Annotated in this window: 21 protein-coding genes and 2 pseudogenes; 12 read left to right on the top strand and 11 right to left on the bottom strand. The window is 41.8% G+C overall.

All coding sequences use genetic code 11. The features are described 5' to 3' along the window. Positions 1-3: 3 nt before the first annotated feature. The 3 genes from KA713_08890 to KA713_08900 are packed head-to-tail and all read left to right on the top strand — an operon-like array spanning position 4 to position 4,340. The gene (locus KA713_08890) at positions 4-1,422 is read left to right on the top strand and encodes a hypothetical protein (protein UXE68666.1); all 1,419 of its coding nucleotides are present in this window, start codon (positions 4-6) and stop codon (positions 1,420-1,422) included. Between the two features lie 42 nt (positions 1,423-1,464). Beyond that, positions 1,465-2,286 carry a hypothetical protein gene (locus tag KA713_08895; protein ID UXE68667.1) on the top strand — a complete coding sequence of 274 codons (822 nt, stop codon included), beginning with the start codon at positions 1,465-1,467 and terminating at the stop codon, positions 2,284-2,286. Continuing rightward, a complete protein-coding gene (locus tag KA713_08900; GenBank protein ID UXE68668.1) occupies positions 2,283-4,340 on the top strand; it encodes a helix-hairpin-helix domain-containing protein in 2,058 nt (685 codons plus the stop codon). Before KA713_08895 ends, KA713_08900 begins: the two co-directional genes overlap by 4 nt. A gap of 332 nt (positions 4,341-4,672) precedes the next feature. On the opposite strand, the gene KA713_08905 is transcribed toward KA713_08900, so the two are convergent. Next, positions 4,673-5,236 carry a hypothetical protein gene (locus KA713_08905; protein UXE68669.1) on the bottom strand — a complete coding sequence of 188 codons (564 nt, stop codon included), beginning with the start codon at positions 5,234-5,236 and terminating at the stop codon, positions 4,673-4,675. 381 nt (positions 5,237-5,617) lie between these two features. Between KA713_08905 and KA713_08910 the strand changes: the two genes are divergently transcribed. After that, on the top strand, positions 5,618-5,944 hold the full coding sequence (locus KA713_08910) for a hypothetical protein (GenBank protein UXE68670.1): 327 nt from the start codon (positions 5,618-5,620) through the stop codon (positions 5,942-5,944). Between the two features lie 5 nt (positions 5,945-5,949). Here the strand turns inward: KA713_08910 and KA713_08915 are convergent, their stop codons facing one another. From KA713_08915 to KA713_08945, 7 genes are all read right to left on the bottom strand, one after another. Further along, positions 5,950-6,537 (bottom strand): transposase, encoded by a 588-nt coding sequence (locus KA713_08915; protein ID UXE68671.1) that lies wholly within the window; start codon positions 6,535-6,537, stop codon positions 5,950-5,952. Positions 6,538-6,554: 17 nt separating this feature from the next. Next, positions 6,555-6,938 (bottom strand): hypothetical protein, encoded by a 384-nt coding sequence (locus KA713_08920; protein UXE68672.1) that lies wholly within the window; start codon positions 6,936-6,938, stop codon positions 6,555-6,557. A 167-nt stretch (positions 6,939-7,105) separates the two neighbouring features. Continuing rightward, positions 7,106-7,996 carry a DNA adenine methylase gene (locus KA713_08925; GenBank protein UXE68673.1) on the bottom strand — a complete coding sequence of 297 codons (891 nt, stop codon included), beginning with the start codon at positions 7,994-7,996 and terminating at the stop codon, positions 7,106-7,108. Then, positions 7,993-8,880 (bottom strand): hypothetical protein, encoded by an 888-nt coding sequence (locus tag KA713_08930; GenBank protein ID UXE68674.1) that lies wholly within the window; start codon positions 8,878-8,880, stop codon positions 7,993-7,995. The genes KA713_08925 and KA713_08930 overlap by 4 nt, the downstream gene beginning before the upstream one ends. A gap of 565 nt (positions 8,881-9,445) precedes the next feature. Continuing rightward, positions 9,446-9,613: a hypothetical protein gene (locus KA713_08935; GenBank protein UXE68675.1), complete on the bottom strand. Its 168-nt coding sequence runs from the start codon at positions 9,611-9,613 to the stop codon at positions 9,446-9,448. A 311-nt stretch (positions 9,614-9,924) separates the two neighbouring features. Then, positions 9,925-10,863 (bottom strand): DUF4240 domain-containing protein, encoded by a 939-nt coding sequence (locus KA713_08940; protein ID UXE69087.1) that lies wholly within the window; start codon positions 10,861-10,863, stop codon positions 9,925-9,927. A 686-nt stretch (positions 10,864-11,549) separates the two neighbouring features. Continuing rightward, positions 11,550-12,365 carry a hypothetical protein gene (locus tag KA713_08945; protein ID UXE68676.1) on the bottom strand — a complete coding sequence of 272 codons (816 nt, stop codon included), beginning with the start codon at positions 12,363-12,365 and terminating at the stop codon, positions 11,550-11,552. 194 nt (positions 12,366-12,559) lie between these two features. Here KA713_08945 and KA713_08950 point away from each other — a divergent pair, with 194 nt between their 5' ends. The 4 genes from KA713_08950 to KA713_08965 all read left to right on the top strand — a co-directional run bounded on the left by KA713_08950 (position 12,560) and on the right by KA713_08965 (position 14,591). After that, positions 12,560-12,829: a transposase gene (locus tag KA713_08950; protein UXE68677.1), complete on the top strand. Its 270-nt coding sequence runs from the start codon at positions 12,560-12,562 to the stop codon at positions 12,827-12,829. A 23-nt stretch (positions 12,830-12,852) separates the two neighbouring features. Next, positions 12,853-13,635 carry an IS3 family transposase gene (locus KA713_08955; GenBank protein UXE68678.1) on the top strand — a complete coding sequence of 261 codons (783 nt, stop codon included), beginning with the start codon at positions 12,853-12,855 and terminating at the stop codon, positions 13,633-13,635. Positions 13,636-13,663: 28 nt separating this feature from the next. Continuing rightward, complete coding sequence (locus KA713_08960; protein UXE68679.1) at positions 13,664-13,993, top strand: hypothetical protein; 330 nt, start codon at positions 13,664-13,666, stop codon at positions 13,991-13,993. 190 nt (positions 13,994-14,183) lie between these two features. Beyond that, on the top strand, positions 14,184-14,591 hold the full coding sequence (locus KA713_08965; protein UXE68680.1) for a hypothetical protein: 408 nt from the start codon (positions 14,184-14,186) through the stop codon (positions 14,589-14,591). Positions 14,592-14,653: 62 nt separating this feature from the next. Here KA713_08965 and KA713_08970 read toward each other — a convergent pair whose 3' ends face one another. Further along, positions 14,654-15,826 carry an IS4 family transposase gene (locus tag KA713_08970; protein ID UXE68681.1) on the bottom strand — a complete coding sequence of 391 codons (1,173 nt, stop codon included), beginning with the start codon at positions 15,824-15,826 and terminating at the stop codon, positions 14,654-14,656. Positions 15,827-16,192: 366 nt separating this feature from the next. Between KA713_08970 and KA713_08975 the strand changes: the two are divergent. Together KA713_08975 and KA713_08980 are read left to right on the top strand one after the other, a co-directional pair. Continuing rightward, a pseudogene (locus KA713_08975) lies at positions 16,193-17,104 on the top strand (tetratricopeptide repeat protein). Positions 17,105-17,302: 198 nt separating this feature from the next. Beyond that, the gene (locus KA713_08980) at positions 17,303-18,103 is read left to right on the top strand and encodes a hypothetical protein (protein ID UXE68682.1); all 801 of its coding nucleotides are present in this window, start codon (positions 17,303-17,305) and stop codon (positions 18,101-18,103) included. A gap of 246 nt (positions 18,104-18,349) precedes the next feature. Here the strand turns inward: KA713_08980 and KA713_08985 are convergent, their stop codons facing one another. Continuing rightward, a complete protein-coding gene (locus tag KA713_08985) occupies positions 18,350-19,522 on the bottom strand; it encodes an IS4 family transposase (GenBank protein UXE68683.1) in 1,173 nt (390 codons plus the stop codon). A 112-nt stretch (positions 19,523-19,634) separates the two neighbouring features. On the opposite strand from KA713_08985, the gene KA713_08990 reads away from it, so the two are divergent. Together KA713_08990 and KA713_08995 are read left to right on the top strand one after the other, a co-directional pair. Next, the gene (locus tag KA713_08990) at positions 19,635-20,120 is read left to right on the top strand and encodes a hypothetical protein (protein UXE68684.1); all 486 of its coding nucleotides are present in this window, start codon (positions 19,635-19,637) and stop codon (positions 20,118-20,120) included. A 168-nt stretch (positions 20,121-20,288) separates the two neighbouring features. After that, positions 20,289-20,759 carry a hypothetical protein gene (locus KA713_08995; GenBank protein UXE68685.1) on the top strand — a complete coding sequence of 157 codons (471 nt, stop codon included), beginning with the start codon at positions 20,289-20,291 and terminating at the stop codon, positions 20,757-20,759. A gap of 419 nt (positions 20,760-21,178) precedes the next feature. Here KA713_08995 and KA713_09000 read toward each other — a convergent pair. Next, a pseudogene (locus KA713_09000) lies at positions 21,179-22,123 on the bottom strand (IS110 family transposase). Positions 22,124-22,492: the final 369 nt, after the last annotated feature.

A 22,492-nucleotide genomic window follows, 5' to 3' on the forward strand; every position in this document is an offset into this window, starting at 1 on the left:
GGCATGTTGTTGTTGATCTGTGCATTATTGTTTGCTCCCGCTGCGCAGGCTCAAAGCGAACAAGATACCGTCACCACCACTACGGCCGAAGATCGTTTGCTGACCGTGGGCAGGGTGCTCATTATTGGAAATAAAAAAACCAAAGACCGAATCATTTCACGCGAGCTAACGCTGAAGCCAGGCGACACCATCCGTGTAAGCAAACTGACGGAAACACTTCTTTGGGACAAGCGTAAAATTTACAACCTGCGCTTGTTCAATGTGGTCAACATCCGTAGCTTAGAAATGTCGCACGTTACCATTGATCTGCTGGTAGAAGTGGAAGAGCGATGGTACATTTGGCCAGCCCCTATCTTCGAACTTTCGGATCGGAATTTTAACGAGTGGTGGCAGAACTATAACCATGATCTGAACCGGATTAACTATGGACTAAAACTCGATCAATTTAATTTTCGCGGAAGAAACGAGACGTTGAGGCTCACCGCACAATTTGGTTTTAGTCAACGCTTCGAGCTGAGTTACACCATTCCGTATTTAGACAAAAAACAAAAAGGCGGACTCATTTTCGAACTTGGATATAGCGATCCAAAAAATATTGCCTATCTCACACAAGATCATCGTTTGGTTTTTCTGCGAGGCAACCAACCTTTGCGAACCTCCAAAAACATTGGCATTGGCTACACCTATCGCAAATCGTTTTTTGAAACGCACACCATATCGCTTGGCTATCGTAGCAATGAAATTCAAGATACGGTAAGCCTGCTCAACGAAAATTATTTTCAATCCACAGACATCCAAAAATATGCTTCCATTTCTTATGCTTTTAAGGCCGAACATCGAGATGTGATTTTATATCCCTTAAAAGGTTATCAGATCACGGCCACCCTACAAAGAAACGGGCTTGGCTTTGAAGGAAATGTAAGCCAGTGGGTTGTGAACGCTACCTATGCACACCACTTGGATTTAAAAAAGGGTTATTACTTCTCTAACTTCTCGTCCCTCTATTGGAGTAACCCTACTGTGCAACCGTATAATTTGTTTGGGGCACTTGGGTATCAACGACAATTGGTAAGAGGATATGAAGTCTACGTAATAGAAGGGCCTCAATTTTTTGTAAACAAAACAACTCTCAAGAAAAAAATATTTTCACGCGTGTGGCGATGGGAAAAAATGCCAATGGAACAGTTTAGGCATGTACCACTTTCCATCTATTTAAAAGCATTCGCAGATATTGGATTCATTGATAACTACCCGTACTACACGGATCGGAACTTAAACACACGACTGACAGACAAACTTTTGGCTGGCTATGGCACTGGCTTCGATATGGTTTTTCCTTACGATGTGGTTTTTCGATTTGAGTACACCTTCACACGAGAAAATACCCAAGGGTTTGTGTTCAACATCAAAAAAGAGTTTTAGTCTTTTCAATATTTGAGTTACCTTCATCTCATTGAAAGGTACATGAATTACATTCTTCTACTACTTTCATTTTTGATAGCCAATATTACCTTGGCTCAAAGCACCTCTACTTTGATGGGTGCTCGGCAATTGGGCATGGCCAATGCCTCTTCCGTAACTGCGGACGAATGGTCGCTTTGGAATAATGTGGGTGGGATTGGCAAAGTAAAAGAACGAGCAGTGGCAGTTGCCTACGAGGCAACGCCCACACTCGTGGGTGCCAATCGGATGGCCTTGGTTGCCACTAACCCATTCGGTTTTGGAACATTAGCCGTTGGAGCTTTTCGTTTTGGTGATAATGTTTATTCCGAACAATTGATCTCCATCGGCTTTGGAAACCAAGTGGGCATTACTGCCCTGGGAGCAAAGGCAAATATTGTGCAGTATCGTGCCGAAGGATTTGGTACGCGAACCGCGTTGAGTTTTGATTTCGGTGGCATTACACAAATAACTCCTCTCATAAGTATTGGTGCCTATATCACCAACTTGACACAGTCATCTTTTTCTGGCTCTGACAATTATCGCCTACCCACCCGCCTAACTGTTGGATTGGGGTTAAAGCCAACGGAAAAAATTTTCATTGCCACTGAATTAGAAAAAGATTTAGATTTTAAACCCACGTGGCGAACAGGAATTGAATACACAGCTTTAAAAAATTTCTTCATTCGAACCGGGTTCAACTTCAATCCTCAAAACATTTATTTGGGGCTAGGAGGAAAAAAGAAAAACATCAGATTCGATTATGCACTTCGCTATCATCAACTTTTGGGCACCAGTCATCAAATTTCTGCCGCTTATTTTTTACCCTCCAAAATCAAAAAATGAAGCGGCTATTACTAGGTGGTTGCATTTTCTCTTTCGGATTACTACAAGCTCAAGATGATCCCCGAAAAGACATTGATCCATCCACGCTGGTGGACGAAGTTTTTTCGGTGCAAGACCTAAACATCAACTACCAAGATCTGTACGAAAACTATTTGCAACTGCTTTCCAATCCGCTTGACTTGAACAAAGTAAAGGATGAGCAACTGCAATCACTCTATTTGTTAGATGTAGCTCAAATTCAATCATTTCTTACCTATCGCAAAGAAGCCGGCCCTTTTCTTTCCGTGTACGAACTTCAAAACATTCCTGGCTTCACAAAAGAACTTTTTTTAAAGCTAGCACCCTTCGTTACCGTAGAGGATCCCAGCAAGAGTTTCAACAAAAGCATTTTCAAAAGAATTGTAGAAGAGCGAAACAACTACCTGCTCATGCGTTGGGCGCAAACATTGGAGCAGCAGCGAGGCTACTCATCGCAAACAGATTCAGCCAGCCGATACCAAGGTTCGCCAGCCAATTTATATGCGCGCTTTCGTGTGAGCAAGCCCGGGGATTTTAGTTTAGGATTTACATTAGAGAAAGATGCGGGCGAAGTCATTCGGTGGGATCCCGCCAAAAAATATTATGGCTTTGATTATGTGTCTGTTCATGCACAAGTTTTGAACAAGGGAAAAATAAAAAACCTGATCGTGGGCGATTACCAAGCACAATTTGGTCAAGGTATTGCGCTTGGTTCGGTATTTGGAATTGGGAAAAACGGAGAAGCCGTGGCCACAGTGCGGAGAAGCAACGTGGGGTTCTCTCCTTATACTTCCCAATACGAAGCGGGTTATTTTAGAGGGGCGGCCGTTACGTATGAGATGCAGCGAAATTTGTTTTTGCATGCACTTTTTTCTAATCGTACCCGCGATGGAAATATACAGTCAGATACGATCCAAAACACCGCTGATGTGATTTCTTCATTTAGCTATACAGGCTTGCACCGAACACCCAATGAATTGGCCAATCGCGCCAGCATTACCGAAAATAATATTGCCACCATTTTAAATTTCAAGAACCAATCCATCGATGCCGGTTTACTTTTTCACCAAACCAATTTCAATTCACAACTTGTTAGGAACCCAACACCCTACAATCAATTCTACTTCAACGGTAATCAAAACACAAACCTGGGCGCTTTTCTAAACTATTCTTTCCGAAACGTTTCGTTTTTTAGCGAGTGGGTTCATACACTAAATAATGGAAATGCCTTGGTAGCCGGAATATTGACCAGCTTAACCAATAAGTTGGACATGTCGTTTTCATACCGAAATTTTGAACGGAACTTTTATAGCTTTTATAGCAATGCCTTGGCGGAAAACTCAATACCTCAAAATGAAAACGGAATGTATTGGGGATGGAAATACAGCTTCAATAAAAAATATTCAATCTCAGGCTATGCCGATATTTTTGCATTTCCTTGGCTGAAGTTTAGAAGTTACGCTCCTTCGGAGGGAAGCGAATGGCTCTTGCGATTCAATTATAAACCCACCAAAACCATCAGCCTATTCCTTCAAGTACGAGAAGAAAACAAACAACGCAATACAGGCAACGATACCAATTTATACCAAACAAGTTTGGGCACACGCAGAAACTATTGGGCAAACATCGACTATGCGGCCACACCTCAACTTAACTTCAAAACGCGTGTTCAATTCAACACCTTTGATTTCAATGGAAGTCAAACACAGGGCATTGTTCTGCTGCAAGATGCTTCGTTTACGAAAGGAAAGTTCTCCATCACGGGAAGGTACGCCATTTTTGATACCGATAGCTTTGATAACCGATTGTATGTGTACGAACGCGATGTGTGGCTTGCCTTTTCTTTTCCGGCTTACAACGGAAAGGGAACCCGGAACTATGTTTTGCTTCAATATCAAATCAGCAAAAACCTTGACATTTGGCTGCGCTGGGCGCAAACCCATTTTTTAAATCGCAACACCGTTGGAAGTGGTGGAGAAACTATTGTTGGAAATACCGAGAATGATGTTAAATTTCAGCTTCGGTTAAGATTGTAATATGCACGCTACAAAATTGGTAAATGGACAGGTAATATGGATGCTGTGCCTTGGCTTGATAGCATTTATTTTTGTTTTTAGAACAATTTTCAACAAAAAAAGAAAATAGTTTAATTGGGTGCATTTCAAATTGTCGCTCTTAGGCTGCTTTTTTGAATTCGGTTTGCACGAGTTTACTGACCTTGTTCCATTGCCCATTCATCTTTGTTACCCGTAGGTTGAGCATGTTTTGAGCTCCTCTTTTAGTCCACCTTTGCCCTCAGAGTTTAAGTCTTTTTGTACGACTGTCCGATGGGCTGATTCTATGGCGCCTGATCCAATAAGTCCGCACCCTATGGTTGAATATCTCTAGGGAAAGTATCCGTTATCCAGTTCCGGGTCCACGGTGGGCCATCGCAGATAAAGACCAGCCGCCCACCCAATGGGCCATAGGATTCGATGAGCCCATCGGTTTGTCCGATGAAGGAACGATGATCCCCTAAATGGGCGATATACTGTGATTGCTTGATCCAGCCAGGCTTTTCATCTGTTTTAACGCAATCAGAGGAATTGAATATCCGGCCCACCTTTACCTCTTTCCATTTCTCTCCCCGTGTCAATATCATTGATCCATCAACCTCCACATACAGAGTACCTTGTTGTTTTATGGGTGGGAGCGTTCTTCCTTCATTTACTGTTTTGCCAAGTTCCGCCCCATAGGTATCGGTGACCCGATAGACCTGTGCGGCACTTACTTCTGCTTGTAAAAATTGTTTGAGCACCTCATGGCCCTTGCCATAACGATCCAGTTGGCCCGCATACACCATGAGTTCTTGCATCATTGGGCTGATTTGAAAACCATTCTTGCCTTCACTAAAGGCATTGCGCTTGTCAATTTCTATTTGGCCCAGGGCCATGGATCAGAAACTGGATAGCAGATACTTTTCCAGGTGCACTATCAATCTTGGATTATTATCATGCCACTCAATACCTGTACCCCTTTTCGGAATCATGTTTCAAGGACAGGCAAAAGGCGGATCACATTCAAAAGTTGGGGAGTAAAGGCACTAACGAGCTTTTATAAAAATGGGTTGATATTGAAATGTGGATAACTCCACAGATTGGTTTTTGGCTCTTTCAAAGGTTTGACTGTGTGGGAGTTACCCACATTCCAACATCACTATTATTACAATTGGATTTTTAAATGTTTAGATATGGTTTGATAAGACTTACTCCCCAACTTTTAATGCTGACCCCAAAAGGCACAACAGTGGACCGAGGCACAAAAAAAACTTCTGTTGAACAGTGAAGTGGATCGGGTAATGGATACCATCAGGGAATTATTACCCGGCCATCCACAAGCCAGAAAAATTTTGGACTGCTATCAAGCCAATAAAGACAGAATGGACTATAAAAAATATTTACAAATAGGTTGCGGCCTTATTGGTTCAGGCGCCATTGAATCCGCTCATCGAACCGTGGTGCAAAAGCGACTTAAACTCTCCGGACAGCGCTGGACCAAGAGAGGAGCACAGAACATGCTCAACTTACGCGTAACGCACATGAATGGCCAATGGGACAAAGTAGTTAAACTCGTACAAACTGAATTTAAAGCCGCAGCTTAACCGCGTCAATTTGAAATGCACCCTTTGGCATCAATATCTTTCTGGCGTAGCTTGTTTTCTTTATCTTTCCAATCTGGGGGAATAATCCCCTCATTGAGTTGTTGGTTCTCATCGCGGCTGTTTCGTTGAATAGGGACTTCCACAATGGAGGCATCTATCATTCGGCCTTTGTTAAGAATTACACCCCGTTGGCTCAAGGTTTTATCCAGCAAGGAAAACAATTTCTCCACCATCTTGCCTTTGGCAAGTTCATTTTTAAAGTTCCAGATTGTTTTGGCATCGGGCACCGTATCAGATATGGTCAACCCTAAAAAACGCATGAACGATAAACGATCTAAAACCGCATATTCCGTGCCGTCATCGCTTAAATCATAATAGCGCTGCAAAATCAATATTTTGAACATCATCAGATAATCAAAGGAAGGGCGACCGCCCTGGCTTCTGTCTTTTCCCGATTCAAAATGTGCCTCCAAGGGTTTGCGGAAAATCTCAAAGTCAATGTGGGCTTGCAATTTTAACAATGGGTCGTTTTGCTTACCGATTTTATCCAACCGAAACTGCTCATCAAATAATCCTCTCGATTTATTTTTCATCTATTTTCTCCTTTTTCTCAAGAAACAAAATTTATAGATAACTTCGTAGGGTTTTTAGAGATACCCTTAATTTCGTTTTTCTGTTTTTCGGTCAGCCCGTTTATTAGTTTAATAAATTCCTGTTCTCCTATTCTGTTAATTACTTGCGTCAAAACATAACCGAGGTCATAGCAACCAGCAGCCCCACCACACGAAAACTCAGTTAGTTCAATTAAAGCTTGCTGGTCTTTTTCAAGTGTCCGATTTATAATGTTGCAAAATCGCTTATTGGTTGGGTAGTCCTGATTTTCAAATAATGTGTTGCCGATTATAACTCCGTCAATATTGGATTGTCTGCAAGAAGTCAACAGTATAAAGGTGATCGAAGCTACTGTTATGGTAATAAGTTGTCGTGGTGACATAGGTCTGTTCAAAAATGGCAGCTAACGTGAGTATTTGCGTTCGAGCGGGCTTTCGAAGCCGCGTCCTGTCCCCGACACCGAACGCATTAAAGATACGAAAACGTTGGATTACGCGTCAACCCCGCTTGACGCAAATACAGTGTTACCGCCAGTGCCCTTCCTTCATGTCAGTCGTTGTTTGATGTCCACCAATCAAAGTTGTCAGAAATAATAATTTCATTTTTCTCTAAATGATGTGTCGTCTTCATTGGAATTGTCCTGAAGTCCAAATTGTATTTAAAGGCGAGATGTCTTATTTCAGAAGTATCGTCATATGTCAACATATACTTACCCTTCAGCTTTGACGTCAAGTAAAATAGTTTTTCGTGGTCAATGTCAAAGTGAGTGTAAAGACGTTTTCCTGCAACTGTGTAAGGAGGGTCAATGAAGAAATAAGCGCTTGGGTTGTCTCTACTATCTTCTAATATTTCAAAGGCGTCTCCATTTATAAAATCTATTTTACTCTTCACATAGTCAATTGCAATTATTCTGTCGTGTAGTGTCTTCGGATACCAACGAGAAGAAATTCCTTTTCCGTTTTCTCCGTTTTTTATCATTCCTGAACCTTTGGCAAGAATGCCTCCATGAAAGATTCTGTTTTTCAGGATTGTACAAAACGCAACGTCATGAATTTTCTTATTGGGCTTGTCGAATTCTAACTTAACGTTTTCATGATTAAGGTCAAATTTCAATATCTTCTCCGCGAGCCACTTATTTTTTCCGTTTAACATTACTTCCCATACGGCAGCAATTTCTTCGTCCATCTCGACCATTGTTATGTGGTCAGCCAATTTCTCAAATGCAGCTGTCAAACTAACAATGCCACCGCCAGCAAATGGTTCAATTAAAATGTTTGCCGATTTATGATTTTGTTTTAACCATTGTCTAACCGTTGGAATTAACCATGTCTTTCCACCTGGATATCTGAATGGACTTCGCTGTGGAACTGAGGCGACATTTATTACTGCACCTCCTGTCGGAGTTTCTGGAATGTCAAAAATATTTAGTTGACTTCTCATTCCGCAACAATGTTTTCAAGATTGTCAGGGTCAGTCTTTCCAGCTCGCTTTGCATCAAGTTTCTTCTGAAGTATTTTAGTAAACTCTTTTATTGAACCCGCTTCAAATTTTGCGATCTGTTCTAAGGCTTTTGCAAACTTGGTATAAACTACTCTTTGTAGTTTTAGCTCTCGGGTTTTGCTCTTCTTTACTGGAACAAGATCATAGAGGAAAAAAGCAAAATCAGATTCAGCTTTGTCAAACTCTGGTAATTCTGGTAGAGTGTTGTAAAAACTAGTTTGGAGAGCAACAACTTGCTTTTTCTTCCACTGTTTTAAGATAGAACCTTTCGCAATTATTTGAGGAATGAGTCTTTTTCTTGATGATGAAAGATAGTCCGGCTTTGGAAACTTAAACGCTTGAGTCCAAGCAAAATCGGGCGAAGGATTTTCTAAATAAGCTGTAAAAGGCCCTGTTAAATTTCCCGAAATGTAAACTGCTTGAACCTCTAACGAACCAAAATCGACAACACGACCTTTGTCGTCATATGAAACGAGAACGTAGTCAATATTACCTGCTGATTTACCATGTTTATCTTTTAGGCGAACTTCACCCACATGTGTCCATGTTGCCTTTTTGTCAAAAATGAAATCAGCGGCATCGCTAATAATACTCCAGTCTTCCCTAAATCTTATTGGGCAAATGATAACAGGTTTTCCTTTATGATGTAAGCTGCAAACTCCTAAAGGGAACTCTATACTATTTTTAGTGCAGTTGGAAACTATGTTATTGAATGGACAAAGCTTATTGTCTCTATACCGCTTTGCTCTTTCCGACTCGTTATCTATAGGAAACCCAAAGACTTCTGCCAAAGGTTGTTGGGTAGGTGCTTTTTCATTAATCATTCCTCAAATTTAATCAAATCTCGGAGTTTATAGACCCGAATTTTATCCTGTACTAGAGTCTTTAGTGTCTGACTGTCAACCAATTAATTTCTTGTCTGCGTAACAATAATTTTTAAATTTGGTCGTCACTGTCTGCGGGCTCGGGGCATTGGCGGTAGTCGAGTCACCCAAGGGAGTTTCACCCTTAGGTTCTCACGGAACCGTACGTGAAAGTCTCCCTTCATACGGCTCTTCCTGTTTAATCACAAATGTATTTCTACATTATGGATATACCAATTGCTTGGCTGTGATCTCGTTTCAAATTAAAAAATCTTCCCATTGCTGGTTGTCGTTAGATCTGAAACCAAACAGGCTAAGTCCTTCGCTCCATTGCCTTTCGGCAACTTCTCAACTACTACAACTTAGTCCGTCACTGCTATCTCGTGTTACCCTTACACGATCAATGGCTTTTCTGCTCATCGATACGATAGCAACTTCTCTTGTTCCATACAAAAGCCTATGTTGAAGTCTTGTTCGCTTTACCCCGGATGGTATGTCATCGGTAATCAGATCGCCCTTGACACTCTTAACAGGCGTAAACGTAACCACCTGCTTTCACCATCGCTTCTTTAACATTACGAGGCGTCAGTCGCGAATTCACTCTATTCAACTCTTCAACACGCATCTTCGGGAATCTTTGTTCCCATTTTTCCTTATCGTTCACCACCAAAAGCATTTCTACTTTTAGCAGCATAAGGTGATTTGCAAACTCCTTCTGATAGGCGTCTGCGGAAGTCCTTTCCTTCTATCTTAAATTATTCGTTGGCCAGTTCGGTTCGCTCGACTTCCACACGGGGGTAATCTAATTGAGAAGCCTTCCATCTCTTGTACAGCATCATCGTCCTTACAACTGGACTTTGTTCAAGACACACACGTTTGTGTTTGCGCAGTGGTGCGGTTTCGAAGCCGCGTCCTGTCCCCGACACCGAACGCATTAAAGATACGAAAACGTTGGATTACGCGTCAACCCCGCTTGACGCAAATACAGTGTTGTGGGCAGTATTTTTACCCCGACTTTATTTTTCCCGTTTCTAAAAAGTCCAGCCAGTCTTGCTTTGAAAACTCTACATTTCCAGTCCACAATGTCGCTGCTGGCAGGTCTGCCAATACTAAACTCAGGTCTTTAAAAATATTTGAAAGTTTCTTGTCAAAGGTCTCAAATTCAATTTTCACCTGTCCGTTTAATTTTTCAATCCCCTTTATTAAAATACCCATTCCATTCTTTGTCAGTCTAGACTTGAGTTGTAACAGGTAGCCTGCATAATTTTCTGTTTTTAGTTTTTCAGGGTTTGTCTCAAGCTCTCCAAGTAATCTCAAGGTCACGTCATGACCTTTCTTTCTTAGTTCATTTATCCAGAATTCAGCTCTAGGAATTTCTATGGAATTAAAAGTCGCTCCAATCTTTGATGGGTCAATTTTCTTGGGTCTTATTCTCTCAGACTCGTATTCTGTATGTTCAGAGAAGACCTTCCAAAGCTTGGGGAATCGAGTCGGCAATTCATTCTCGTCCCATTTTCGTCCAGTGGGTTCTGTTACATTTTTTTCATTGTCACCTGGGTTGTCGGGCAGCCTAAATTCTTCTCCGGTCTTTTTTTCGTAAGCATCAATTGCACAGTACTCAAGTCCTTCCCATTCGTACTCTTCTTTTGGTTTCAATACACCAATCAAAGTCTCAGGGCTTTCAATGCTTTTGTAAAAAATACTTTCTCCTTGTCCGATTAGCCAAGATCTAAAATAGTCAAACGTGTCGTCCGAGCAACCACCGTTGATTATGTAAGCCGCTCCCCATAAGTCCCAGTTGTAACTTTTAGAAAGCAAGTCACGAAACAGTCTATCAAATTCTAGAACGTCCGCCTTGTCGTGCGTGGATAGAATCTTCGTAAGGTTTTTTATCTGTCGGTCGTGACTAATCTTGCTCGTTGTCCCACGTGACTGTTGTATAATGTCCCAGAACCATTTTCGTCTTTACTGTTCGAAGCACTCATGTTCTTAAAAATATTGCCCACAACGGCCAAGTTTGTGACGGCTGCGGTCTTCGGAGCGCGTCCCTGTCGCACGTGGCAGAGCTAAATTAAGAAAAACAAACCGAATAACCGCACCGACCCCGCAGCTGGCATAAACTTTTTGTTATGCGAACAGCCCCAGAAACTGTTCAGGGGCCGAAAAACCGTCCAACGTGGCGGGTGCGCCTGTGTCCCTGTCCCGGAGCCGTGAAGCGTGGCGCGGTGAAGAAATTGCCGACCGCGTCACCTTCCCCACGCAATGGTGAACCAATTTGAAAAGCTGCAAAACAAATAAGCAAAGGCGCGGGATGAATTTTGTTTTGCGGTCGCAAAATCCTGCGCGTCCGCGGGGCTTGCGCATAACGTTCCCACGCTTGGCGCAGTGGGGGATTTTGGAAAACTAAATTGTCAACCAGCACGAATTTACAATAGAAGCACAAACTTTCTATGAACGGAGTTAGCCCCCATTGCGCCAAACGTGTGTAACCAGTAGTGCTTCTTTTCGGTCGAAGGACTGTCGTGTCAGGTTTGCAGTATCCCTGTGCGGTTGCTTGCAGGCTCTTTTGCTTTTTTTGTGTTGGTTCAAGCGTTGGCAAAAAAGCAAATGTGCCTGCAAATGCGTTGGCATTATAGTAAGTTGTCAGGGTTGAAAACTTCGTCTGCATTTGTCCTGATATTATAAATTTGAAATGCGTCACCAACTCTCCAAATGACTGAAATGTTTTCTGCTGAACAGAATTCAATAATTCCAGTTTCAGGTCTGCTTGAAAACACAATAGCTTCTTTGATATTTGCCTGTCTCATTTGCCTAATAACAATTGAAAACTTGTAATACTTCAATTGTCCAACACCCTTTACGGTTTGTTTTTCTTCGTCCGATGCACTTGCAAGAATTGTTTTTACTTCATATAGCATTGCTGTGTCGTTTTTTATTGCAAGGCAGTCAAATTTTCCTTCATAAAGTCTGAAACCATTTTGCTCATTTAGGTTAGCAAGCAAACGGACAATTTCTTGATGTTCGGCTAACCGTCTTTGCCGAATCCGAATAGCCTCAGCATAATCAACAGTTACTGATGTAATAATATTTAAGTTGGGGTCTCTTGCTATTTCTCCTGCGTTGGTCTCTCTGTAATCTGCTCTTTGCCTTCTATCAGGTCGTTCTTCTGTCGTTACTTCATCTTCAGTAATTATGATTTGACCTACAGGATAAGTATTATTATTTTCTCTAATTATATCCCCTAATTGCTCTGCTATTCCAGGCAATATTTTAACTGCATTTGCAGCCATTGACCTACTTGTTCCAGTATCGGTAATAATTTGCTCGTAACTGAGTTGTGCAAGGTTTGTTATCCTTTCAAACTCTTCATCTGAGTCATTTTCAGCCTCTAATGCAAGCATTAATTTTTTTGTCTCAATTCCCGGAAATGAGTTAACAAGTTTCAATAATATCTTGTAGGGATGACTAATTTCTCCATCTCTGCCTTCCAGTCCTATCTGTAAAAAGGAATTCTTCCAAATTTCAATTCGCCTTTCGGGAGAAACTTCATTTAGAAGTTGGTTGCCAAGGTACTAGGCTGCTTTTTTTGAACAGGTTAAAAGTAGAGTTTTTTTAATTTTAACCTAACAAAACAAGTCAAATGAAAAAGATGAGCTTTACCGAGGCCCAGATTATTGGGATACTCAACGAACAGTCACAGCAAGATCAGAAGGTTTCCGAAGTGTGCCGCAAACACGGCATCAGTGAAGCCACGTTTTACAACTGGCGAAGGAAGTATGTCGGTATGAAGGTGGACGAACTCAAACGGCTTAAGGAGCTTGAGTATGAAAACTCTCGACTGAAAAAGATTGTGGCCAACCAAAGTTTAGAGATCGATGCCATTAAAGATTTGCTCACAAAAAAGTTTTAACGCCTGATCAAAAAGAACACGGCTTGGAGTATCTGGCAGGCCACTACCAGATGAGCCATGCTCAGGCGTGTAAGCTGGTGGGGTGTTCGCGCACCAAAAAGTATTACCAAAAGCGAATGCCCGCCAAAGATGCCGTAGTAAAAAAAGCGATAGAGGAAGTTATTGGCAGCAGTCGGAAAGGAAGAATGAAAGTGATCAAACTGGTGCAGAAAAAGCACCCCGGGATGGGAGATAGTAAAATTCGCAGGGTGTATGAGAACGAAGGTTTTTCGTTGAGCAAAAAGCCACGTAAGCGTATCAAGGACAATCCTTCTAATCCTATCTCTATTCCATTAAAAGCCAACCAGGAATGGGCGATGGACTTTATGAGCGATGCGCTGAGCAATGGGCGAAGGATTAGAACACTTAACATTGTCGATCATTTCAATCGACAGTGCAAAGGCATTGAGGTCGATTTCAACTTACCAGCTCGAAGGGTGATTGAAATAGTGGAGTTGGCTATTGAACGTTATGGTAAACCGCTTAAGGTCCGTACTGACAATGGCCCAGAGTTTCGCTCCAAACGGTTTCAGTTGTGGATGCAAAACAACCATATAGAATGGAGCCGCATACAGAAAGGAAAGCCACAGCAGAACGCCATCATTGAGCGGTTCAACAAAACGTACCGTGAAGATGTACTGGATGCGAATCTATTTCACTCTATTGAACAAGCCAATGAAGTAACTGCTAAATGGGTCGATGATTACAATCATGAAAGGCCACATCAATCGCTCAACTATCAAACCCCGATGGCTTATGCAGCGTAAGGTTTTCTTAAGGCATAAAGCTCTTGGAATGATCCAAAAGAAAAGCCCTGCGCTTCAGGCAGGGCTTGACCATTCCAGTCGGTTGAACGTAACCCTGGCAGGTTGCTCCTCAGCAGAGCCCGCTTCCGTTTCAGTTCAACTATGCAAAATTCAAAACAGTAATCTATATTTACAACCTGTCAAAATTCTCAGCCATTTACCGTTCCAATCTGAATATTTAATGAACGGACTTTATAAAATATTTGGTATCGAATCGGACAACCTAAGTGAATTTCAACAATCGGACATAGTGGACTGTGAGACTATTGATGGAGAACTTGTTGCAGTTAGACTAATCGAAAGACAAACAAAAATATAAGTGTGGACATGCGGCAACTACAGCCAACAAAAGCTTATTGCAAGCGGGCGGGACAGTGCGTCATTGCAGTTTGTAGTTCTTTATTTATCTTTATCTTGTTGGACAGGGCGCAGGTTTTAATTGCCCGCCAGCAATAAGCTAACCGTTGTGGGCAATTGGGTGGACACCTTTGACGTTGACGAGTTGACAAATGGATTATTTAAAGACCAACTTGAAAGATTTAGGTTTCGAATTTATCATACCTGAAAATATTCGGCTAGATTGTATTGATTTCCAATTTAAGACCAAGGACTGGGGCGGAGTTAAGTTTGATCAAGGACTTCTGGAGAGTAGCTTTGGAAATAATTTTAAACTAATAAAGACACCAGTTCCTATTTCTCACCTTAGACGACTTCCAAAACAATACAGTAAAGACAATTGGGTTTGCATTTCAGTACAAGGAGACGGGCTTGAGATTTACGCAATGAATTTGTTGGGCGAGAGAGAAGAAGAAACTGGATTTGCGCTGAAAGACTTAATTGAAAATATTTTAAAATTTAAGGGACATTGGGCAGTTGTTTTTGAGCCTGACTATGATTCCGAATCAATAGTGTCCTAAACGTTTGGTCAGGAATTGGGATTAATGGAATCAAGTTCCAAGGTAATGGTTTTTAAAGATTGTCAGAATAGTATCCCCTGTATGGTTATTGGTGTTGATGTTTGAGGTGGTTCTTCGAAGGGTTTGTCAAGCCAATCTTGCAGGGTTATCTTTACAAAAATGTTCAGCCTTATAAAGGCCACCAAGTTGGACAAATGCCAGTTGAACTTGGCTATTGCCCTCAAGGCTTTCAGTACCAGAATGGTTATCAAGGCAGTCCATATTTGTATCATCACGGCATTTTCGGTGGTGCCTATAAATGTTTTGATGTGGAGCAGTTGTTTGATCTCGCGGAAGAATATTTCTATCTGCCAACGGCTTTTGTAGAGTTCGCCAATTGTGGAGGCAGTCCACGAGAGTTGGTTGGTAATGATTTCTATGGTCTGCCCATTGACATCATCCCAAAGTGCCACCCGTCTTAATTTTTTTGGGTACTTCTCTTTAGAGCCCGTATTCTTTAGTTCAATGATCTCGTCTTTAAGGATGTTGTTGTGGCGGTTTTCAGGCAACTCGTTTTCTTTTAGGGTAGTGTACTGAAGGTTCCCTTTGTGGCGGATGACAAAATATACCCCCTTGCTGTCCCAGATGTTGAGCAGGGCGAAGTCGTTATAAAACCGATCGGCCACGATGACACTGCCCTTCAGCAACGGCACATCGTATGCGCCTTTATTGTCAGCGGTTTTGCCATCGGTAATGTTTACATAGGCCGGCAGATTGCCATCATAATCGAGCAGCGTGTGCATTTTCACTGCGCCTTTCGCGGTCTTGTACTTGGCCCAGTCGAACAAAGACAGGCAAAGGCTGATGGTGGTGGGGTCCAACAGAAAAATCTTCGACTTGATCTTGAACTTCACTTGCTTAAAGCGCGCCTGCTGTCCTAAACTTTCCAACAGTGAAAAGTAGTAATCCCTGAAAAGCTCCCAGGGGCGATGCTTGTTCTGGTAGCTGATGGTTGACTTGGAAGGGGCTTTGCCAATGCCCAGGTGATTGAGATTGCCGGTAGCCGAGCGGAGCCCATTGCTGATATCACGCACCGATTGGCTTTTTGCAAATTGACAAAACAACATCGATACCAAATGAGTCCAGCTATTAAAACCTTTGTTGTGCTTATCGGATTGCTTTTCCTCGACCAGTGCAGAAAACTTTCTGCGATCCAGCTTAGAAATAATTTGGGAGAATAGGGTTATGTTTGACATGGGAAGGGGGATAGTTTTTTTGTGCTCCTCAAAGGTAACTTTGAGTTAAAAAACTTCCCTTCCTTTTTAAAACGTTTAGGACGCGATTGATTCCGAATTGGAAATTAAACAGGCGACAATTGACGACATACTCGAGAGTATTAAATTTTCGCTGACCATAAAGAAGAGAGGTTTCTTGTATTACGGAGAATCATAAGGAGCGGGAGTTCCAACTGCCCACAACAAAAGCTTGTGGCAAGCGGGCGGGTCTGTGCGTCATTGAAGTTTGCAGTTCTTTATTTATCTTTATCACGTGGGACAGGACGAAGGTTTTTAGTTGCCCGCCTGCCACAAGCCAAACGTTACCACCAATGCAAAAAGACGCTGATGAGTAGACCAACAGTAACAGTTTTAATCGGACTGACTTTATTTTTTAATCCAACGTTTGGGCAGACGTTTAAACAACGGTTTGCTGACCTCGTGTCAAAACAAGACACAATAGGACAACGACAACTTTTGCAAAAATGGGAAAAGGCCGACAGCAATGACCCCGAACTTTATGTTGCATATTTCAACTTCTATGTAACCAAAAGTAAGAAGGACTTCATTGAATTGGGCAATAATCCAAAGGGTGAGAATGTTTTCAAAATCATGGACAAAGACACCTCAAAAAGTGAACCTGTGGGTTATATGTATGGCAATTCAAATTATGATCCAAAAATAATTCGAAGAGGTTTTGACTATGCCGACAAAGGAATTCTTAAAAATCCGACAAGACTTGATATTCGCTTTGGAAAAGTTTACATGTTTGGTGAGTTACAGGACTTCAAAGATTTTACAAACGAAATCTTAAAGACAATCGACTACTCAGAAAAAATAAAAAACAAATGGACTTGGACTGATAATAAACCGGTGGACGACCCGAAGCAATTTTTGTTAAGCTCAATTCAGACTTATCAATTACAACTCTACAATACAAACAATGACGATCTTTTGGACAACATGCGCCAAATTGCAGAGACCATTCTTAAATATTATCCCGACCATGTTGAAAGTCTATCAAATCTTTCAATTGTTTACCTTATCAAAAAGGAGTACGACAAAGCGTTGACGGCACTTTTGAAAGCGGAGAAATTAGCGCCAACCGACTACATTGTATCAAGCAATATCGCTCAGGCTTACAAGTTAAAAGCGGACTATAAAAATTCAATAAAGTACTAGGAGCTGACAATTAAATACGGGGACGACCAAGCTAAGAATTACGCAAAGGGACAGATTGAGGAACTCAAAAAGAAGTGAGTTGCACTGGTGGTAACAATGTATTTGCGCCAGGCGGGTTGACGTGTAGTTCAAAGTTTGTTATCTTTATTCCGTTCGGTGTCGGGGACAGGACGCAGTTTCAAATTCCCGCCCGATCGCAAATATTGCCGTTGGTGGCAAGCCCTGGGACGACCGAGTTAACAAGATGAATTTCGAACAAACTAAATACCCATTAATATGAAAAGGACAATCAAGAGAATTCTAGCAGTGACGACATTGGCAATTGTTGTTACTTTTTCGGGACTGTTTACAATTGTTTTGTTTCCGCAACCATTATTTGCTAACAAAGTGGAGCACAAACAATTCTCTGTCTACTCCAATGATAAAATAACCAGCGACATCATTCCTCTTCTGGACAATGCGCTGGCTCTGGTTGAGAAATCCGAAATTAACGACCCTAACTATAAATACGACATCTTACTTGCTTACAATTCCCTGTTCAATGAACTTGACGACAAGTTATTGGGACACGGCCCAACTGCTAGGGGGACTGACAATAACGTAACAATAAAAGTTGAAATTGACGCGAAGAGAGATCTGTTCTTTCCTACTTTTCATGGAAAATGTCAAGCAAATCTTACAACTCTGTTAGCACATGAAATGATTCATTGCTTGCAGGCAAACAAATATGGAATCTTAAAATTTAATCCACTTAGTCATCCTGAAATGTGGAAGCTTGAAGGATATCCTGAATACATTGCACGACAACCAAAACTTACAGCAAGTGATTACAGATTGACAGATGAAATAGACAGGTATATTGAACTTGAGAGCAAAGCGAGCGACATATGGATTCTAATTGAAGACGGAGCATGCGAAGCTCCGAAATACTATTATAAAGGCAGGTTGATGGTAGAATATCTAATGGACATAAAGCATTGGTCTTACGACAAGATACTCAGTGACACGACTTCAACAAATTCAGTTTATGCCGACATGCTAAACTGGAGGAATAAAATTAAAGGGCAAAAAAATTAGACTGGACTGGGGCCAGCCACCAACACTGTGCTTATGCAATAGCGGGGTGACGTGTTGGCAAGTTCGTTTTGTTTTCTTAAATTTAGTTGTGCTTGTGGGACAAGGCGCAGTTTCAAAATTCCGCTACTGACATAAGCACAAATCGTTGGTGGCCATAACATGTACGATAGATGAAGCTTCGACTTTTCTTAATTGCCATGGGACTGTTTATCGCGACAATTATTATAATGCCTCATTAGTGGCCAGTTAAAACAGGTCGAAATTTAATTGAATATAGTTTTGTTCTTTGACATCTTGATAATTTGGGTTTGACAGGAGTTCCTTCAAAGGGATTTTGTCGAGCAAGGCAACGCTGAGGATTTGCAATATTTCGTAATTCGAACGGGTTGATTTGAGCTTGCTTTTCACGATCACTATTGAACAATAGGTGATGATGGCGGTATAGATTTGAACCTTTACTGCATTAGGTGAAGTTCCCCAAAAGGATTTCACTTTCAGGTGTTGCTTTATCCATTTGAAGAAAAGTTCGATCTTCCATCGATACTTGTAAAGCAACGCGATGTCTTCTGGGGCAAGCGTAAAATTGTTGGTAATGAAAACGAACCGTTTTTCTGTTCCCTTGTCGATAAACCTTATCCTGCGAAGAGGCACTGGATATTTCTCTGAAGAATGGAAGCCTTTGAGATTGATGGTCTGGTCACAGAGAACACCTTTTTTCTTTTTCACTTTACGTGAACTAACGCGAACAAAATCCAAGTTCTCCTTGGCACGCGTTACAAAGTATGCCCCGCATTGATTGATCTTAAACAACCTTTTAAAATCTACATATCCTCGATCCAGTACGTAAAAACCGCCTGTTTCGTATTTTAGGACATCCAGGCCATGGACATCATGGGTTGCACCATCAGTGATATGGACAAAGCATGGGATGGAAGTTTTTACATCAATGAGGGTATGGATTTTAACAGCCGCTTTTGTTGTGCGGAATTCAGCCCACCAGAAAACGCTAAGGCATAAATCGATGAGCGTTGAATCAAAGGCGTAAACAGGCCCAGCGATTTCCAAAGTGAAATCAGCATCGGGCAACGAACATGATCTTGCCCGATCGATCATCGCGTAAGCAAATTCCTCAAAGATCCTGTAGTCCCTTTGCTCGTTTGCAAGCTGTAGGTTTGACCTGGTCACACTTTTTCCAAAACCCAAATGGTAGAACTTTGCCTTGTGCGGGATTATGCTGACGAGCAGATCCCGAAGGCTATCCCGTCCACAGAGTTGACCGAACATCATACACATCAGCTGGTTCCAACACGTGAAATGTTTTACATATCGGTTTCCTTTGTAACGGTCCACGCAACGGTCAAATATCCGCGAGGGCAAATAGAGACTTATCTGAGAGAAAACATATTTGCCAGAGTACATAAATTCGATTTTTCTCGAATCTACGGCTCAAGTCGTCACCGTCATTTTAAGAGCCTAAACCCTTGTAAATCAAGATTTCAAAGAACATTTTAAATGCTTTTAATGGCCACTAATGATAATGCCTATTTATTTTTCATTTAAACACATGGCTGACATACTTGAATTTGACCACCCAAGTCAAAACATAGAACATTCGGTTAAAAAGAAAATATTTATTGACAGCTTGTTAGTTTTAAATCCTGACACTATCAGAACAAATAGGACCGAAAATATCGGCATCTTGCCAACAACATCGTGGATTGAAAAAAGGGCTTTTTGGAAATCTCAAGTTGTGGACTTGGACTCTCTTGGTTTCTACTCGGACACACTAGATCTAATAGTCAATTTTGAAAACTATGTGGATGGACAACGCTGGAAACCAAAAAACAATGGGTTCAACATTGCTGAATTTCAAAATATCAATGGCGACAGACAATCGGTTTATATGGATGACAATATGACTCAACTTGCTTTTAAAATGACTATCAAAGAACTTAAAGACTCAATTAGACTTAAAGGGACTGACGGGCAAGAAATATTGCTTAGACGAGTGAGGTAGTTACGGCCGCCAACAATATATTTGCGCCAGGCGGGGTTGACGTGTGATTCAAAGTTTTGTTATCTTTATTATGTTTGGTGTTGGGGACAGCACGTAGTTTCAAAATCCCGCCCGATCGCAAATATTCACGTTAGCGGGCATTTTCGCGGACGTACCAAACGACAGCTTATGCAAAGTGACAAATTATATTATCGACTTTTTAAATACGGACTTCTTTTCGTTGGACTCTTAATCCTGGTACTCGCTTTGACATCTTGGTTCATGCCAGATTCAATGACAATCAATGGCGAAAAAGGAACTAGAGACATTTTCGTAACTTCTATACTTGGACTTTTTGGACTGTTTTTTATCCTGACTTTCATTGCCATTAAGGACAAGTTTGCAGTTGTAAAACTTGGTAACCAGACAATTCAAATTGAACACCACGGACAAGACGTTGTCGTTAACTGGTTGGACGTAGAAAGCATTTCGCAAATCCAGTTTGTTCACCCACCACTTTATAAAATTAAAACTAGGGGCAACGAAAGTATTTTATGGTTTAACACAGAACCAAAATACTTTAATATAGCGGGCTTTGTGACGGACATAAGCGACATGGGAGAATTTATCAAAAAGAAAAAGAAAGAACTGGGTATATGAAAACGCCCGCTAACAAAATGTCCTATGTATATAGGATAGTTGTCAATAGCGAGAAGTAAATTTCTTTTGAAAGCAAGAGGTTGTTTTAGCCCCCTGCCTTCTCAAGTTATTCTGTTGGTCGTTTAAAATTAGTTTTACGTTTCCATATCTGCAAGTTTTTTTTCATTATCCATTACCAGCATCCTATGAGTAGATACCACAAGGGTTGGCACTACAAGCTTCTTTGATTAAACTGATAATTTTATAAACAAACTGCTACATGCTTTGCTGAAGTCAATACTTCGCTGTTTGGGTATGTCACGATGACAAATTTTGTTTTGTAGTCAGCTTGTTGTACCAGTCAGCCTTTTGGCTGTTAATCTTTGTTTTGTTAAGGCAACGGATAAGTTATTTATTTAATAATTTAATTTTAGACTAATCTATTTAACCACGGCACATTGATAGGGCTGATTGGTTCGCCACACGCAGCGGATGCGGCTTACCAATTTGCGGGCCACCTTGACGATGGCCGCTTTTCCATTCTTTCCCTTTTTTACTTGTTCGGTGTAATATAATGCCAGTGCGGGGTCGGTCCGTTTGGCCGTCCAGGCGCACTCAATGAGATCGCTGCGCAATTGGCGGTGCTTTCTAATGGTTATCCTGCTGCGGATCTCTTTCTCCCCGCTGCTGTGCTCCATGGGCAGCAAGCCTATGAAACTGTTGAGGTGATAAAAACCTTCAAACCGGTTGATGTCCCCAATCTCGGTGATCAGCGATGCGGCCGTGAGCGGGCCAATGCCGGGCACGGAGCGCAACAAGTAATACAGGTTATTGTATTTCTTGCCCCTCATGAGCTTTCGGATGGCATTACAGATGCTGAGCATTTGCTTTCGCAGGGCTTCCAATTCGTCCAACTGATAATTTAATGTGACCCTGCTGGCGGGATGTTCAAATTCAAGTCCCCGCAGCCAGCGGATGAAATTGAGGCTCCAGTTAGGGTTATCGAAACGGGCAGGGACAATGGTCCCCATGTAATCCAAGAAAGCTTTGATCCTGTTTTTGCAACGCACCAGGTCAGCCCATAATTTTTTTCGTTGCCTGACCAGTTGGCGGTCAGCTTCTTGTTCTTTATCGGGCACAAAGATGCCCCTTAGCAAGCCACTGCTCAGGGCTTGGCCAATGCCTCGGGCATCGCGGGCATCGGTTTTATAGACGTTGTCCTTGTGGGTGCTGGGTATATCGGCAGGGTTGACGACCAGACAGTCAATGCCCATTTGTTTGAAGTGGCGTTGGATCCAAAAGCCGAACTTTCCACTTTCATAAGCGCAGGTGCAGTGTGCCCCCGGGTAGTTGGTAGCGAGAAAGTGTTGTAAAGCTTGGGGCTTGGGGGTTGGTGAATGTTGCGGATGAAATGGTCACCAAGGAAAATGGCAGCGTTCCAACTGCGTTTGTGCACATCTAATCCAACAAACACTTTTTGGTTTTCGAAATTTGCTTTAACTTTAATCATGGCGTTTAGGGGTTGATATTTGAAACATATATTTTGTAGCCTTCGCTAATTTAGTGAAGGACTACTTTTCTCCCTAGACGCCTACTTTTTTATAGCATAGAAGCTTTGCGCAATGGTGCGTTGACGTGTAGCCCAAAGTTTATATCTTCGTTCAACGTTTGGTATCGGGGACAGGACGCGGCTTCGAAACCGCACCACTGCGCAAACTTTAGCGTTGCCAGCAATGGGGCCGGAAAGATTAACG

The organism is Chryseotalea sp. WA131a (assembly GCA_025370075.1).
Taxonomy (GTDB): domain Bacteria; phylum Bacteroidota; class Bacteroidia; order Cytophagales; family Cyclobacteriaceae; genus ELB16-189.

Bases quoted from the DNA above. Each gene is read 5' to 3' on its own strand.
- KA713_08890 (UXE68666.1), top strand. From the start codon at position 4: ATGTTGTTGTTGATCTGTGCATTATTGTTTGCTCCCGCTGCGCAGGCT.
- KA713_08895 (UXE68667.1), top strand. From the start codon at position 1,465: ATGAATTACATTCTTCTACTACTTTCATTTTTGATAGCCAATATTACC.
- KA713_08900 (UXE68668.1), top strand. From the start codon at position 2,283: ATGAAGCGGCTATTACTAGGTGGTTGCATTTTCTCTTTCGGATTACTA.
- KA713_08905 (UXE68669.1), bottom strand. From the start codon at position 5,236: ATGGCCCTGGGCCAAATAGAAATTGACAAGCGCAATGCCTTTAGTGAA.
- KA713_08915 (UXE68671.1), bottom strand. From the start codon at position 6,537: ATGAAAAATAAATCGAGAGGATTATTTGATGAGCAGTTTCGGTTGGAT.
- KA713_08920 (UXE68672.1), bottom strand. From the start codon at position 6,938: ATGTCACCACGACAACTTATTACCATAACAGTAGCTTCGATCACCTTT.
- KA713_08925 (UXE68673.1), bottom strand. From the start codon at position 7,996: ATGAGAAGTCAACTAAATATTTTTGACATTCCAGAAACTCCGACAGGA.
- KA713_08930 (UXE68674.1), bottom strand. From the start codon at position 8,880: ATGATTAATGAAAAAGCACCTACCCAACAACCTTTGGCAGAAGTCTTT.
- KA713_08935 (UXE68675.1), bottom strand. From the start codon at position 9,613: ATGCTGCTAAAAGTAGAAATGCTTTTGGTGGTGAACGATAAGGAAAAA.
- KA713_08950 (UXE68677.1), top strand. From the start codon at position 12,560: ATGAAAAAGATGAGCTTTACCGAGGCCCAGATTATTGGGATACTCAAC.
- KA713_08960 (UXE68679.1), top strand. From the start codon at position 13,664: ATGATCCAAAAGAAAAGCCCTGCGCTTCAGGCAGGGCTTGACCATTCC.
- KA713_08965 (UXE68680.1), top strand. From the start codon at position 14,184: ATGGATTATTTAAAGACCAACTTGAAAGATTTAGGTTTCGAATTTATC.
- KA713_08970 (UXE68681.1), bottom strand. From the start codon at position 15,826: ATGTCAAACATAACCCTATTCTCCCAAATTATTTCTAAGCTGGATCGC.
- KA713_08980 (UXE68682.1), top strand. From the start codon at position 17,303: ATGAAAAGGACAATCAAGAGAATTCTAGCAGTGACGACATTGGCAATT.
- KA713_08985 (UXE68683.1), bottom strand. From the start codon at position 19,522: ATGTACTCTGGCAAATATGTTTTCTCTCAGATAAGTCTCTATTTGCCC.
- KA713_08990 (UXE68684.1), top strand. From the start codon at position 19,635: ATGATAATGCCTATTTATTTTTCATTTAAACACATGGCTGACATACTT.
- KA713_08995 (UXE68685.1), top strand. From the start codon at position 20,289: ATGCAAAGTGACAAATTATATTATCGACTTTTTAAATACGGACTTCTT.